Annotated in this window: 11 protein-coding genes; 5 read left to right on the plus strand and 6 right to left on the minus strand. The window is 72.9% G+C overall.

Annotated elements, in window-relative coordinates; translation table 11 throughout:
• Positions 1 to 89: 89 nt before the first annotated feature.
• From AVW11_RS33570 to AVW11_RS33585, 4 genes are all read right to left on the minus strand, one after another.
• On the minus strand, positions 90 to 521 hold the full coding sequence (locus AVW11_RS33570) for an ATP-binding protein (protein WP_060178656.1): 432 nt from the start codon (positions 519 to 521) through the stop codon (positions 90 to 92).
• 180 nt (positions 522 to 701) lie between these two features.
• The gene (locus tag AVW11_RS33575) at positions 702 to 1,667 is read right to left on the minus strand and encodes a sensor histidine kinase (protein ID WP_076046917.1); all 966 of its coding nucleotides are present in this window, start codon (positions 1,665 to 1,667) and stop codon (positions 702 to 704) included.
• Positions 1,664 to 1,996, minus strand: coding sequence for an STAS domain-containing protein (locus tag AVW11_RS33580; protein ID WP_060178658.1), 333 nt, complete (start codon positions 1,994 to 1,996; stop codon positions 1,664 to 1,666). Before AVW11_RS33580 ends, AVW11_RS33575 begins: the two co-directional genes overlap by 4 nt.
• 10 nt (positions 1,997 to 2,006) lie before the next feature.
• Positions 2,007 to 2,804, minus strand: coding sequence for a SigB/SigF/SigG family RNA polymerase sigma factor (locus tag AVW11_RS33585; protein ID WP_078096067.1), 798 nt, complete (start codon positions 2,802 to 2,804; stop codon positions 2,007 to 2,009).
• Between the two features lie 441 nt (positions 2,805 to 3,245).
• On the opposite strand from AVW11_RS33585, the gene AVW11_RS33590 reads away from it, so the two are divergent.
• Positions 3,246 to 3,593 carry an STAS domain-containing protein gene (locus tag AVW11_RS33590; protein WP_076046918.1) on the plus strand — a complete coding sequence of 116 codons (348 nt, stop codon included), beginning with the start codon at positions 3,246 to 3,248 and terminating at the stop codon, positions 3,591 to 3,593.
• Positions 3,594 to 3,606: 13 nt separating this feature from the next.
• On the opposite strand, the gene AVW11_RS33595 is transcribed toward AVW11_RS33590, so the two are convergent.
• On the minus strand, positions 3,607 to 4,044 hold the full coding sequence (locus tag AVW11_RS33595) for an ATP-binding protein (protein ID WP_030844690.1): 438 nt from the start codon (positions 4,042 to 4,044) through the stop codon (positions 3,607 to 3,609).
• Between the two features lie 343 nt (positions 4,045 to 4,387).
• On the opposite strand from AVW11_RS33595, the gene AVW11_RS33600 reads away from it, so the two are divergent.
• From AVW11_RS33600 to AVW11_RS33615, 4 genes are all read left to right on the plus strand, one after another.
• The gene (locus tag AVW11_RS33600; protein ID WP_076046919.1) at positions 4,388 to 8,404 is read left to right on the plus strand and encodes a HAMP domain-containing protein; all 4,017 of its coding nucleotides are present in this window, start codon (positions 4,388 to 4,390) and stop codon (positions 8,402 to 8,404) included.
• Positions 8,401 to 10,821 carry a SpoIIE family protein phosphatase gene (locus AVW11_RS33605; protein ID WP_079250899.1) on the plus strand — a complete coding sequence of 807 codons (2,421 nt, stop codon included), beginning with the start codon at positions 8,401 to 8,403 and terminating at the stop codon, positions 10,819 to 10,821. The genes AVW11_RS33600 and AVW11_RS33605 overlap by 4 nt, the downstream gene beginning before the upstream one ends.
• 111 nt (positions 10,822 to 10,932) lie before the next feature.
• Positions 10,933 to 11,775, plus strand: a complete 843-nt coding sequence (locus AVW11_RS33610) for a dienelactone hydrolase family protein (RefSeq protein WP_076046920.1) — start codon at positions 10,933 to 10,935, stop codon at positions 11,773 to 11,775.
• Positions 11,776 to 12,033: 258 nt separating this feature from the next.
• Positions 12,034 to 12,822: a class I SAM-dependent methyltransferase gene (locus tag AVW11_RS33615; protein ID WP_060178662.1), complete on the plus strand. Its 789-nt coding sequence runs from the start codon at positions 12,034 to 12,036 to the stop codon at positions 12,820 to 12,822.
• A gap of 74 nt (positions 12,823 to 12,896) precedes the next feature.
• Here the strand turns inward: AVW11_RS33615 and AVW11_RS33620 are convergent, their stop codons facing one another.
• Positions 12,897 to 13,613: a hypothetical protein gene (locus tag AVW11_RS33620; protein ID WP_076046921.1), complete on the minus strand. Its 717-nt coding sequence runs from the start codon at positions 13,611 to 13,613 to the stop codon at positions 12,897 to 12,899.
• Positions 13,614 to 13,952 lie beyond the last annotated feature (339 nt).

Here is a 13,952-nt window from a genome sequence, read left to right on the forward strand (position 1 = left end):
GCTCGTACTGGACGTACGTGCGCGGTCCGACAACGCGGCGAGGTGCCGTGCCGGGCGTCGCGACCCGGTGAACCTTGCCGGTCACAGCACTAGCGCTCGGTGGGCCTGCCGGACACCAGTCGGGCGGCGTCGATCTCGGCCCAGACGGCCTTCCCACCGGGGTGCGGGTCCGCGCCCCAGCGGTCGGACAGCCGCTCCACTATGTGGAGGCCGTGGCCGCCGGGGACGCCGCGCCGCGGTGCCGGGTCGCGGCGGGGGAGTGCCGTGCTGCCGTCGGACACCTCGACGCGCAGCACCTTCCCGGCGGTGAGCACGAGCTCGTGACAGCCGCCCGCGTGCAGGGACGCGTTCGTCAGCAGCTCGGACACGAGGAGCAGGGTGTCCTCGGCGGTCTCCGTCCCGTCCCAGCCCCAGTCCCGCAGGGCCTGGCGCGTGAAGTCGCGGCCCTTGGCCACGGAGCCGCGGACGCCCGTCAGGGCGAGCCGGCGGCGCTGCCCCGCGGCGGGTAGGCCGACACTCACAGGATCACCCGTTTCCGGTCCGACGGTCTCCACCGAGCTCTCTCACCCCCGCGTTGACACTGGTCTCTGTCACAGGCGTATGCCCGGCGCGGCACGATCGATGTACGTGATCGTCCACGCACCGCCGGCGGTTTGTGGGCCGTCCTGGCAAGCGCAGGACATTGTAGGCGACGACCGGTCTCAGGGCGTGGCCGCGTGCAGCCGCAGCGTGAATCCGCTCGCTGCGGCGCGGACCTCCACCAGGTCGCAGAGCTGGTGGATCATCCACAGGCCGCGGCCGCCGTGGGCCGACGCCAGGGAGGGGCGCCGCCGCCCGGCCAGCGGGTCCGCCAGCCGGCCGCCGTCGTGGATCTCTGCCACGACCACGATCCCCGCTCCGGGCCCTGCGGCGGTCCACAGCCGCAGCGTGCCTTTCCCGCCGCCATGGGCGAGGGAGTTCGCCGCGGCCTCGCTGATCGCCATGATCAGGTCGCTGCGCCGGGCCGGGGTCAGCGCGGTGCCGCGCGCCCAGTTCTCGGCGTACTCGCGTACCTCGGCCAGCCCTCCGTGCGTGTACGCGAGCCGGGCGACCGGGCCGTCGGGCTCGGGCAGCGGGCGGTCCAGGTCCGCGGTGACCCGCGCGGCGTCGGTGTAGGCGGTGCTCGGCAGGTCCCGGCCGTGCTCGATGAGCACGGGGTGGGTGCGCCGGGCGTCGCCCACCACGGCCGGGGCCAGCCCGACCACGTCGTACGGGCACAGGACGGTGGCGGGCCGGCCGGCGAAGGCCGTGTTGATGAGGGCCTCGTGGCGGGTGGCCTCGACCACCTCGGCGGGGGAGCGGCCGGGCCAGACCGGCTCGCCGACGATCCGCGCCGCCCGGCCCGCGTTGCGGTCGGCGAACTCCTGGAGGGCGGCCAGGATCCGGCCGGGGTTGCGGCCCAGCTCCGTCATGTCCGTCCAGGTGATCCCGGCGCCGCCGCCCGCACCGAGGCTCTCGCGCAGGGCGTCCGCATGCGGTCCGGGTACGGCGACGAGCACCGGCTCGTCGGCCGCGAGGGCGCCGCGTACGAAGCCGCCGACCCCCGCCACGTACTCGGTGAGGTCCCGGTAGAAGAGGGCGGGATGAACGAAGGCCCCCGGCCCGGCAGGCGCAGGAACAGTGATCATGCTGCGACCTCCAGCGCGGCGCACTCGTCCGGGAACATCTCCACCACCTTGCGGAGCGAGTATGGCGGGTCGTGGAGCAGCAGGCGCCGTCCCTGCCCGACGAAGTCCGCCGATGCCCGGACGAGCGCGGCGACCGCGGCCGGGTCGAGGAAGGCCACGGCGGAGAGGTCGAGGTGCACGACAGGGCCGGGTATTGCGGCCACCACGCCGAGGGCGCCGGCCAGCGCCTGCCGGGTGTCGAGGTCGCAGCTGCCGCACAGGCGCGCGCCGGGGCGGCCCCGCAGCGGCAGGGCCGTCAGCGGGGACGTCGCGCCCGTGCTCGGCGTCATGGTGCGGCGCCTACGCCGTCAGCATGCCGGCGCGCAGCCGTGCCAGGGTCCGGGACAGCAGGCGGGAGACCTGCATCTGCGAGATGCCCAGTTCGGCACCGATCTCGGCCTGGGTCCTGTCCTGGCCGAAGCGCATCTGCAGGATGCGCCGGTCGCGTTCGTCGAGCTGCTCCAGCAGGGGTGCGAGAGTGTGGAAGTCCTCGAAGAGCTCCATGGCGGGGTCGACGTCGCCGAGGCGTTCCGCCAGCGGCCGGGCCGTCCGGTTCGCCGTGGACGGCGCGTCGTCGTCCGCGCCCGCGGCGTCGAGGGAGCCGCTCGTGTAGCCGTTCGCGGCGACCAGCCCGTCGATGACCTCCTCCTCGGAGAGCTCCAGGTGCTGGGCGACCTCCTTGACCGTCGGCGCCCGGCCCAGGACGTCGGTCAGGGCCTCCTGCGCCTTGGCGAGTTCCGTACGCAGCTCCTGCAGCCGGCGGGGGACGTGGACGGCCCAGGTGGTGTCGCGGAAGTACCGCTTGATCTCACCGGTGATGTACGGCAGGGCGAGCGTGGAGAACTCGACCTCGCGGTCGAGGTCGTAGCGGTCGATGGCCTTGATGAGGCCGATCGTCCCCACCTGGATGATGTCGTCCATGTCCAGGCCGCCGCCGAGCACGCGGGCCCGGAAGCGCCGTGCGGCGAACTGCACGAGGGAGAGGTTCATCTCGATGAGGGTGTTGCGGGTGTACTGGTACTCGCGCGTGCCCTCCTCCAGGGACTGCAGCCGCCGGAAGAAGTGCCGCGACAGCTCCCGGGCGTCGGACGGCGCCATCTCACGGGCGTTCTCCACCCGCGCCGGGGCCCCGTCCACCGCGAGGGCCTCATCCCCCGTCAGGACCTCATCCCCCGTCAGGACCTCGTCCCCTGTCAGGGCCCCGATCGGCGTCGGGTCGTCGTCACGCGCCCGTGTCCCGGGGGCCTCCCGGTCACGTACGGGGACGTGCACGTCGGTTGCGCGAATGGGGCCTACAACGGTGGCCGAGCGAGACATGGTTGGCCGCTCCCTCCCGATTGACTGCGGCTGCCGTCGCGCTTCTGCCCCGTCATCGCGTTTCCACACACCTCGATTTCAGCTGCCTCTTCCCCACCCGCCCGCGGTGCCGCCGCGGTGCCCGCCGCGGGGGCGTCGGCCGGCCCGCGGGCGGAGCGCCACCGCGATGAGCAGGCATACTCCCTTGCGACGACGTGCAGACGGCGATCCGTGGAGGCGGACATGAGCGGATTCGGGGACGTGTACCAGCCCGGCGTGGTGGGGGACGGCTACCCGGCGGGAGACGGTTGGGTCGTGGCGGCCCACGGGGAGCTGGACCAGGACACGCTCGAGCCGCTGGAGGAGGCGCTCATCTCGGCCGCCGGCCGGCACTCGCTCGTGGTCCTGGACGCCGGCGCCATCACCTTCGGGGACTCCTCGTTCCTGAACCTGCTGCTGCGCCTGCACCACCTCACCGGACTGCGCATCGCCGCCCCGGGCGAGCAGTTGCGCCGGCTCTTCGCCGTGACCGGCGCGGACACCGTGCTCTCCCTGCATGCGAGCGTCGAAGACGCCCTCGCGGCAGCCTGAGCCGGAGCGACGTTCAGCCGGCCGACGGGGCGGGCCTGTGCGGGTCCGGCCCGCCGGCGGGCCGGAAGCAGGCGGTGATCGCCTTGCCGGCGTGGCACGAGTGGATGTCCAGGGAGTCGGCCAGCGCGTCGACGATGCCCAGCCCGCGGCCGGACGTCGCACTCGCGTCGGCCCCGGTGTTCCTCGCGCGGGGCAGCCGCGGATCGGCGTCGGCGACGCTGACGTGGAGGCAGCGGCCGTCCCAGGTCAGCACCAGGTGCGCGGTGCCGACGGCGTGCAGGTGTGCGTTGGTGACCAGTTCGGAGACGCACAGCAGCACGGAGTGCACGGTGTCGGCCGCCGAAGCGTTCCACGGCAGCGACGCCAGGTGCTCCGCGGTCCACCGCCGTGCCGCCCGGACGCCCTCCGAGATCGGGAACGAACGTGCCCAGCCGACCGCTTTGACCGCCAATGTCCTCACCCCTTTTCCCGTTTTCGTGCCGTTCGACAACGGTTCGTCTACCCGGAGCGGGCGGCGGCATCCGGGGATTCCCGAGACGCCCTGGGGAAACGTGAGTTCGGGTCGGGGGCGGTCCGGGGCCCGGCCAACGCCCCCGCGTGAATTCCGGATGGCTCGCCCCCCTGGAGTGATCGACCGTGCTCCACTGCACCTCCGACGGCGTTAGCCTTCACCGGACCGGTGCTGCGGCGAGGACGGGTTCCCGCCGGAGCCGGGCGTTCCGGCATGCCCTGGTGGAGGGGTGCCGGTCCTGTCCGCGTGTCGGCGCGGTGGGTAACGAGAGTGAGGGTGACGGATGGCCGAGCGGGTGGGCGCGGATCCACTGGGCGGCGTACCGGCGTTGCCGGGCGGCGGCGGTATCGGCGAGTCGGAGTTGCGCCAGTTGCTGGCCGGGCTGACCGCCGTACGGGACGGGGACTTCCGTACCAGGCTGCCCGACGGGGCCGACGGGCTGCTCGGGGAGATCGCGACCGTCTTCAACGGGATGGTCAACCAGCTGTCGCTGTTCACCTCCGAGGTGACCCGGGTTGCCCGCGAGGTGGGCACCGAGGGCACTTTGGGCGGGCAGGCCGACGTGCCGGGGGTCGGGGGAGCCTGGCTGGACCTCACGGATTCGGTCAATTTCATGGCCGGAAACCTCACCGCCCAGGTGCGCTCCATCGCCCAGGTCGCGACGGCCGTGGCCAAGGGCGACCTCTCCCAGAAGATCACCGTCACCGCGCGCGGGGAGATCCTGGAGCTGAAGGAGACCATCAACACGATGGTCGACCAGCTGTCCGGGTTCGCCGGGGAGGTCACCAGGGTGGCCCGCGAGGTCGGCACCGAGGGCCGGCTCGGCGGCCAGGCCGACGTCAAGGGCGTCTCCGGCACCTGGAAGGACCTGACGGAATCGGTCAACGTCATGGCCGACAACCTGACCGCGCAGGTCCGTTCGATCGCCGAGGTCACCACCGCCGTCGCCCAGGGCGACCTGACGCAGAAGATCCGGGTGGACGCCCGCGGGGAGATCCTGGAGCTGAAGGAGACCATCAACACGATGGTCGACCAGCTCTCCGCCTTCGCCGACGAGGTGACGCGGGTGGCCCGCGAGGTCGGCACCGAGGGCAATCTGGGCGGGCAGGCCACCGTCCGCGGGGTCTCCGGCACCTGGAAGGACCTCACCGACAACGTCAACGTCATGGCGTCCAACCTGACCGGTCAGGTCAGATCGATCGCCCAGGTGGCCACCGCCGTCGCGCGCGGCGACCTGTCGCAGAAGATCACGGTGGAGGCGAAGGGCGAGGTCGCCGCGCTCGCCGGCGTCATCAACACCATGGTCGACACGCTGTCGGCGTTCGCCGACGAGGTGACCCGCGTGGCCCGCGAGGTGGGCACCGAGGGCCGACTCGGCGGCCAGGCCCGGGTCCCCAACGTGGCGGGCACCTGGAAGGACCTCACCGACAACGTCAACTCCATGGCCAACAACCTCACCGGCCAGGTCCGCAACATCGCCCTCGTCACGACCGCCGTCGCCAACGGCGACCTGTCCAAGAAGATCGACGTGGACGCCCGCGGCGAGATCCTGGAGCTGAAGACCACCATCAACACCATGGTCGACCAGCTCTCCTCCTTCGCCGCCGAGGTCACCCGCGTCGCCCGCGAGGTCGGCAGCGAGGGCCGGCTCGGCGGACAGGCCGAGGTGGAAGGGGTCTCGGGCACCTGGAAGCGCCTGACCGAGAACGTCAACGAGCTGGCCGGCAACCTCACCCGCCAGGTCCGGGCCATCGCCGAGGTCGCCAGCGCGGTCGCCGAGGGCGACCTGACCCGCTCGATCACGGTCGACGCCTCCGGCGAGGTCGCCGAACTCAAGGACAACATCAACTCCATGGTCGGCTCGCTGCGCGAGAGCACCCGGGCCAACCAGGAGCAGGACTGGCTCAAGTCCAACCTGGCCCGCATCTCCGGCCTGATGCAGGGCCACCGCGACCTCGCCGCCGTCGCCGAACTCGTCATGGACGAACTGACGCCGCTCGTCGCCGCCCAGTACGGCGCCTTCTACCTGGCCGAGGACGGCCCCCGCGGAACCGTCCTCACCCTCGTCGGCTCCTACGGCCGTCCCGCGGACGCGGTGGAGGGCACGAGGTTCGCCCTCGGGGAGTCCCTCGTCGGACAGGCGGCCCGCAGCCACCGGATCATCGCCACCGACCGGGTCCCCGGCGACTACATCATCTCCTCCGGGCTCGGCCACACCACCCCCGGCAGCCTGATCATCCTGCCGATCGTCGTCGACGACCAGGTCCTCGGCGTGATCGAACTCGCCTCCTTCAGCGCCTTCACCCCCGTCCACCGGGACTTCCTCGCCCAGCTGATGGAAACCATCGGCACCAACGTCAACACGATCGTCGCCAACGCCCGCACCGACGAGCTCCTCGGCGAGTCCCAGCGGCTCACCGGCGAACTCCAGGCCCGCTCGGAGGAACTCCAGGTCCAGCAGGAGGAACTCCAGCGCTCCAACGCCGAACTGGAGGAGAAGGCAGCCCTCCTGGCCAGCCAGAACAGCGACATCGAGGCCAAGAACCTGGAGATCGAACAGGCCCGGCAGGAACTGGAGGCCCGCGCCCAGCAGTTGTCGCTGGCCTCCACCTACAAGTCGGAGTTCCTGGCCAACATGAGCCACGAACTGCGCACCCCGCTCAACAGCCTCCTCATCCTGGCCCAGCTGCTCGCGCAGAACCCCACCCGCAACCTCACCCCCAAGCAGGTCGAGTACGCGGGCATCATCCACTCGGCCGGCTCCGACCTGCTCCAGCTGATCAACGACATCCTCGACCTGTCCAAGGTCGAGGCGGGGAAGATGGACATCAACCCCGAGCGGGTCGACCTGCCCCAGCTGCTCGAGTACGTCGACGCCACCTTCCGGCCGATGACCACCCAGAAGAGCCTCGACTTCACCGTCACCACCGCCCCCGACGCCCCCGACGACCTGCTCACCGACGACGCGCGGCTGCGCCAGATCCTGCGCAACCTGCTGTCCAACGCGGTCAAGTTCACCGAGCGCGGCGGCGTCGAGCTGCGCATCGAACCGGCGACGGCCCCCGAGGTCCCCGCCGGGATCTCCCGCCGCGGCCCCATGCTCGCCTTCCGGGTGCGGGACACCGGCATCGGCATCCCCGAACAGCAGTTGGAGTCCGTCTTCGGAGCCTTCCAGCAGGCCGACGGCACCACCAGCCGCAAGTACGGCGGCACCGGCCTCGGCCTCTCCATCAGCCGCGAGATCGCCCAGCTCCTCGGCGGGGCCGTCACCGCGGAGAGCACGCCCGGCCAGGGCAGCACCTTCACCCTCTACCTGCCCGTCAGCCGCGCGGACTACGAGGACGCACCCCACGGAGAAACGACCGCGCAGCCGTCCCCCGAGGGCGCGGACGGTGCGGACGGCGCGGCCCGCCGGGACACCCCCGCGCTCCCCGCGCAGCGCAGTCCCCGCCGCCTGCTGGTGATCGAGGAGCGGCCGGGCGGTCTGCTCTCCCTCGTCGCGGAGAGCGCCGACCGCGACTTCGCCCCCCACCCCCACACGGCCGGGGCGCGTGGCGCCATCCAGGTCGTGGGCGCCACCAGCTCACGCGAGGCGGCCGCGGCGTTGGCGTCCGACGCGTTCCACTGCGTCGTCCTGGAACTGGACATGCCGGGCGGTGAAGCGCTGCGCTTCCTCGACGCGCTCGACGGAGACCCGGCCCTCGCCTCGCTCCCCGTCCTCGCCCACAACAACCCCCGGGTGCGGACCGGCCGGGAGGAGGCCCTGCGGGAGCGGGCCCTCTCACGCCGGGTGGAACTGCTGTCCAGCCTGGACGAGCTGCGCGAACGCATCGCCCTCCACCTGTCCGCCGAACAGCCCGGGGACGTCCTGCCGCTCGTGCACGCGGACACCCGGCAGCGGGCCACCCCTGTGCCCGACGCCGACCTGGCCGGGCGCACCGTCCTCGTCGTCGACGACGACGCCCGCAACCTCTTCGCCCTCAGCGGGGTCCTGGAGCTGCACGGCATGCGCGTCCTGCACGCCGAGGACGGCCGCAAGGGCATCGACGCCCTCATCGGCAACGCCGACGTCGACCTGATCCTGATGGACGTGATGATGCCGGAGCTGGACGGCTACGCGGCCACCGCCGAGATCCGGCGGATGCCGGCGTACGAGGCCCTGCCCATCATCGCGGTCACCGCCAAGGCCATGCCCGGGGACCGCGAGAAGAGCCTCGCCGCCGGCGCCAGCGACTACGTCACCAAGCCGGTCGACGCCGACGACCTCATCGCCCGCGTCCGGCACTGGCTCACGCGATGACGGGGGACACCACACGCAACAGCGCCGTCCACCCGCCGTCGGCACCGGTTGCGGGCTACAGCACCCGCGCCGTCCCGCACCAGTCCCCGACCCCGCTGGGGCGGCTCGTCGCCACCGTCGAACGGCTGCGCCGGGAGGTGCTGGAGGCGCAGGCCGCCGCCGACGGCCGGGCACTCGTCGAACTGGCCAAGGGCATCCTCATCGGCCAGCTGAACTGCACCCCCGCCGCGGCGGCACGGCAACTCGACCTGCTGTGCCGGGACAGCGGAACGTCCCGCCTCGAACTCGCCGCGGACATCGTCAACCAGGCGTCCCGCGACCACGTCAGCGAGATCGCCGCCGCGTTCGTCGAGCGCGCCGGCACCGACGACGACCGGGCCGAGCACTCCGCGGTCTCGGTCCGGCTGCGCACCGCCGAGAGCGGCATGCTGGCCGCGGCCTCCGACACCCAGGCCGTCGCCGAGTCCCTCCTGACCAACGCCCTGGGGCCGCTGGGGGCCGTCGCCGTCGCCGTGTGGACCGCCGTGCCCGACGGCTCGCTGGCCCTCGCCGGCCACGCCGGGTTCCCGCCCAGGGAGGCCGTCCGCTGGCGCCATGTACCCCCGGGCGTCTCCACCGTCGCCGGCCTCGCGCTGCGGGAGCGCCGACTGGTGACCCTGTCCCGCGTCAAACTTACGGGGCTGCCCTCGATCGGCCACCTCCAGTGGCCCGAGGGCGGACGGATGGCCGTACCGACCGGGACGGGCGGACGGATCCACGGCGTCCTCGAGATCTGCTGGCCGCAGCCCCTGGCCCCGCAGCCACCGCAGATCGAACGCCAGGTCGAAGCGCTCGCCGAGTTGTGCGCCCGCACCATGGACGCCTCACCGCCGGGCGACCCGACGGCCGGCGACGCCGTCCTCCCCGACGTCGCGGAACTCATCGACCTCGCCGAGGGGCTCCAGGACCCCGCCGTGGTGCTCACCCCGGTCCTCGACCACGAGGGCCGCCTCACCGACTTCAGGATCCGGCACGCCGGCAGCCGGTTCGTCGACCCCGTGGGACGCCCGCGCGGCGACGTCAGCGGGGCCCTGCTGCTGGAGGCCTACCCGATGGCCGCCGCGGAGAACGGCCTGTTCGACATCATCGAGCGCGTCCACGCGACGGGCGAGCCGTTCCGGGCCGAACGCATGAGCCTGACGGCGCTGGTCGACCAGATCCCGCTCACCTCGGTCGCGGACATCAGCGTCAGCCGCCACGGCGCCGCCGTCCTGCTGATCTGGCGGATCGAGGACGAGACGGCCCGGCTGGCCAACCTCCTCCAGCACGCCCAGCGCCTGGGCCGCATCGGAGGGTTCGAGGAGAACCTGGCCACGGGGGAGACCACCTGGAACGCGCAGCTCTACGCACTCCACGGACTCCCGGCCACCGCGCCCCCCGTACGGCTGCGGGAACTGCCCGGCCATGCCCATCCGGACGACTCCGCCGCACTCGGCCGCTTCCTGCGGGCGCTGCTGCGCCACCACCGTCCCTCCTCCGTCAACTTCCGCCTCCGGCGGCCCGACGGAATCACCCGCCACATCCGGGTGGTCGCCGAGCCCGTCCTCGACGCGGACCAGCGGCTGCACGCCGTACGGGGCGCCTACCAGGACATCTCGGCCCAGCACTGGACCGAGGTGGCGCTCGCCGCGACGAGGGACCAGCTCGCCCACACCGAGGCGGAGTCCGCCGAGCGCAACCGGCTGGCGCTCCAGCTCCAGCACGCCATCATGCCGCCCACCCCACCGGCCGTCGAGGCTCCGGGGATGCGGGTCGCCGTCCGCTACCGGCCCGCCGAGACCGAGTCGCTCGTCGGCGGCGACTGGTACGACACCGTGGTCCTGCCCTCCGGTCTGATCATGCTGTCCGTGGGCGACGTCGCCGGCCACGGCATCGAGGCCGCCACCGGCATGGTCGTGCTGCGCAACGCACTGCGCGGCCTGGCCGTCACCGGCGCGGGCCCCGGCCAGCTGCTGTCCTGGCTCAACACGGTCACCCACCACCTGGCCAAGCACGTCACCGCCACCGCCGTCTGCGGCCTCTTCGACCCGAGCACGCGGGTGCTGCGCTGGGCGCGCGCGGGCCACCTGCCGCCCGTACTCGTCCGCGGCGGCCGGGCCGAGGCCTTCCCCCTCATCGAGGGCCTGCTCCTCGGCGCCCTACCCGACGTCGCCTACGGCGAGCGGGAGGTCCGGCTCGAACCGGACGACACGCTGCTGATGTTCACGGACGGGCTCGTGGAACGCCGGGACTCCTCGGTCCAGGACTCGCTCGGCCACCTCGTGAACGCGGCCGCCGCCGGATCCGGGGACCTGGACGCGAGACTGGACCGCCTCCTCGCCGGAAGCAGGTCGGACACGGACGACGACACCTGCGTGATCGGCATCCAGGTGGGCTGAGGCCGGCGCGGGGGACGCCTGCTGCCCTTTGCCCGAGCAGGGTTGACCACCGTGCTCTACCTGCCGGTAACTTGAGTGCGGTCCACAAGCGCCGACGGAAGGGACAGGCACGTGCCGCACCACGACCTGACCGGCTTCACCGAGGGTTCGTTCACCCACGACGGCGCCACCCGCCGCGTCCTGCGCGCGGGCACGGGCCCTGCCGTGATCGTCATGGCGGAGATCCCGGGCATCACCCCCAAGGTCCTCGGGTTCGCCGAACGGGTGGCCGCGTCCGGCTGCACCGCCGTGCTCCCGGTGCTCTTCGGCGATCCCGGACGCGATCCGGACCCGCGCGCCGTCGGCTGGGCGAGCAGCGGCCGCTACATGGCGTCGGCGATGGGGCGGGTGTGCGTCAGCCGGGAGTTCACCCTGCTGGCCACCGGCCGCAGCTCCCGCGTCGTACGGTGGCTGCGCGCCCTGGCCGCCGCCGAGCACGAGCGGTGCGGCGGTCCCGGCGTGGGCGCCGTCGGCATGTGCCTGACCGGGGGGTTCGCCCTGGCCATGGCCACGGACGAACGCCTCGTCGCCCCGGTCCTCTCCCAGCCCTCGCTGCCGCTGGCTCTCACCCCCGGCCGCGCCGCCGCCATCGACATCAGCCCCGAGGACCTCGCCGTGGTCCGCGGGCGCTGCGAGCGCGAGGGGCTGCAGGTCCTCGGGCTGCGCTTCCGGGGCGACCGGCTGGTGCCGGCCGAGCGGTTCGCCCACCTGCGGCGCGAGCTGGGCGACGCCTTCGTCGCCGTCGAACTGGACGACGGCGACGCGAATCCCGAGAGCGCGCTGCCGCCGCACTCCGTCCTGACGGAGCACCTGATCGACGAACCGGGGCAGCCCACCCGCGAGGCCCTCGACACGGTCCTGGAGCTCTTCCGCACCCGCCTCCTGCTCGAAGGGCGTCCCGCCACCGCCGACTGACGCCGCGGGGCCCGGGCCCGGGGCCCGCCGGCCGGCCGCGAGGCCTCGTCCAGCCGCTCCGCCGGGCGGGCCGGAGCCCGCGGCGTCGCCCGCGCGGCCCTCGGCCCCCTCGGCGCAGGGCGTGGCAGGTATGCCGAAGGGCGATCGAATGGCAATCTGGGGCAGAACGCCATAAATCGTCGATCCAGTGCGTCCTTCCGGGCCGGCGGAACGCGCTGCCGCAGCGGGACTTCGCCTTGCGACGGATACGGAGTGCTCATGGCCACCAGGAAGAACCTCACCGCCAACCGGGAATCCCTCGTCCACAAGGTCCGCTACGCGGCGAGCCGCCCGAACCGCATCGCCCCGTACCTCAAGCGCGCCGCGCGCGACCGGTGGCTGGCCTTCAAGCACCCCGACCACGTGAGCTACTACCGCGCGGTGATGGCCTCGGACACCCGCCGCAACCCCGAGGCCGCCGTCGGCAGCCAGTCCCACGAACGCTGGCTGGCCCTCGGGAAGATGCAGTTCGACTACCTGATCCGCCACGGACTGAGGCCCGAGGCCCGGATGCTCGACATCGGCTGCGGCAACCTGCGCGCAGGCTGGCGCTTCATCGAATACCTCGACGCGGGCCACTACTACGGCATCGACATCTCACCCGACATCCTCATCGCGGCCAAGCAGACGCTGACCGACCGGGGACTGCAGGCCAAGGTCCCGCACCTGACGATCACCAGGAACCTGACGCTGGACTTCCTGCCCGACGGCTACTTCGACGTGGTCCACGCCCACAGCGTCTTCTCGCACTCGCCGATCGAGGTGATCGACGAATGCCTCGCCCACGTGGGCCGCGTCCTCGCGCCCGGGGGCCACTTCGACTTCACCTTCGACCGCACCACCGGTGCCGAACACCAGGTCCTGCGCGAGGACTTCTACTACCGGACGCAGACCCTGGTCGACCTCGCCGCCCGGCACGGACTGGCCGCCCGCTTCATGGAGGACTGGGAGGAGCTCGGCCACGGCCAGTCCAAGATCCGCATCAGCGCCGTCGGGGCCGACGCCTGAGGCGGGCGAGCCGCCCGGCGTCCTCGGCCCCCCGGTGGGCAGGCAGGGTCACCCACCGGCATATCTCGCTCGGCTCAGGAGATGGCGTACCACTGGCTGGCCCAGCCGGTGTTGATGGTGGCCTGGGACTGCTCGCCGAGGTTCACGGTGGCGGGCAGCGAGGTCTGGCCGGTCAGGATGCTGCTGTAGCGCAGGTTCGGCGGCGTCAGCCCGGCGTTGACGGAGATGCCGGCGCCCGTGGCCTTCAGGGTGAGGGCGTTGGTCGCCCAGGTGCCGTTGAGCAGCAGGGCGATGAAGTACGTGCCGGGGGCGGCCGTGAAGGGCTTGGCGAGCGGCAGCGGCTTGGCGATGGCGTCGGTCATCAGCTGGGGCGAGATGTCGGCCGTGGACCCGACCAGCGTGCCCTTGGCGTCGTACACGCCGAGGTAGCAGTTGGCCAGCTGGGCGTTCGGGTCCAGCCCGGCCAGCCCCAGCCAGATGTTCGACCAGGTGATCTGCTCGCGCAGGACGATCCGCACCAGCGTGATCCGGCCGCCGACCCCCGCCGAGGACTGGGCGGTGACATGGCCCGCGTCGTTCGGGTCGCCGGTCCACGCCAGCAGGTTCTGGTCCTGCGGGCGCGGGCCGTCGAACCCGGAGCCGCCGCTCTGCGGGGCCGCCGGCGCGGACGCCGTGGGCCCCGCCGTCGCGGGCCGGTTCCCGTCCTGGGCGGTGCTGCAGCCCGACAGGGCGAGCACCACCGCGAGCGCGGTGACGAGGCCGGTCGTGGCGGTGGTGGTGCGGGTGCGCATGGTCCCCCCATGAGTGCTGGTTGTGCAGACGGACATGATCACACGGCTGCCGGTACGGCCGGAGGCCGAGGGCCCAGGTGTACAGGACGTGCTCGGCGGGCCGGTCCTCGTGGGGCCGGTGGCGCTGTGCAACCGGCCGGTGGGCCGGCCGCGCCCCACCGGCCGCTGCCCGCGCAGGTGTCGGAGACCCGGACGGTCCCGGAGGAGCGGCTGCACACCACGGTCGCAGCAGCAGCCCGCCGCGCAGGCCCGGCGTCGCTCGGGGAGCCGGTGGCGACACCGCGGGCCTCGGATGGCGCCTCGTGGTCGCCCCCGCGGGCGGGCCCGGGCCCCGGGCCC

This window comes from Streptomyces amritsarensis, assembly GCF_001953875.1.
Lineage (GTDB): Bacteria > Actinomycetota > Actinomycetes > Streptomycetales > Streptomycetaceae > Streptomyces > Streptomyces amritsarensis.

What these genes read in the sequence shown, in the direction of transcription:
- AVW11_RS33580 (WP_060178658.1), bottom strand. Translation starts at nt 1,996, where the DNA reads ATGACGCCGAGCACGGGCGCGACGTCCCCGCTGACGGCCCTGCCGCTG.
- AVW11_RS33600 (WP_076046919.1), top strand. Translation starts at nt 4,388, where the DNA reads ATGGCCGAGCGGGTGGGCGCGGATCCACTGGGCGGCGTACCGGCGTTG.
- AVW11_RS33585 (WP_078096067.1), bottom strand. Translation starts at nt 2,804, where the DNA reads ATGGCGCCGTCCGACGCCCGGGAGCTGTCGCGGCACTTCTTCCGGCGG.
- AVW11_RS33615 (WP_060178662.1), top strand. Translation starts at nt 12,034, where the DNA reads ATGGCCACCAGGAAGAACCTCACCGCCAACCGGGAATCCCTCGTCCAC.
- AVW11_RS33575 (WP_076046917.1), bottom strand. Translation starts at nt 1,667, where the DNA reads ATGATCACTGTTCCTGCGCCTGCCGGGCCGGGGGCCTTCGTTCATCCC.
- AVW11_RS33605 (WP_079250899.1), top strand. Translation starts at nt 8,401, where the DNA reads ATGACGGGGGACACCACACGCAACAGCGCCGTCCACCCGCCGTCGGCA.
- AVW11_RS33620 (WP_076046921.1), bottom strand. Translation starts at nt 13,613, where the DNA reads ATGCGCACCCGCACCACCACCGCCACGACCGGCCTCGTCACCGCGCTC.
- AVW11_RS33590 (WP_076046918.1), top strand. Translation starts at nt 3,246, where the DNA reads ATGAGCGGATTCGGGGACGTGTACCAGCCCGGCGTGGTGGGGGACGGC.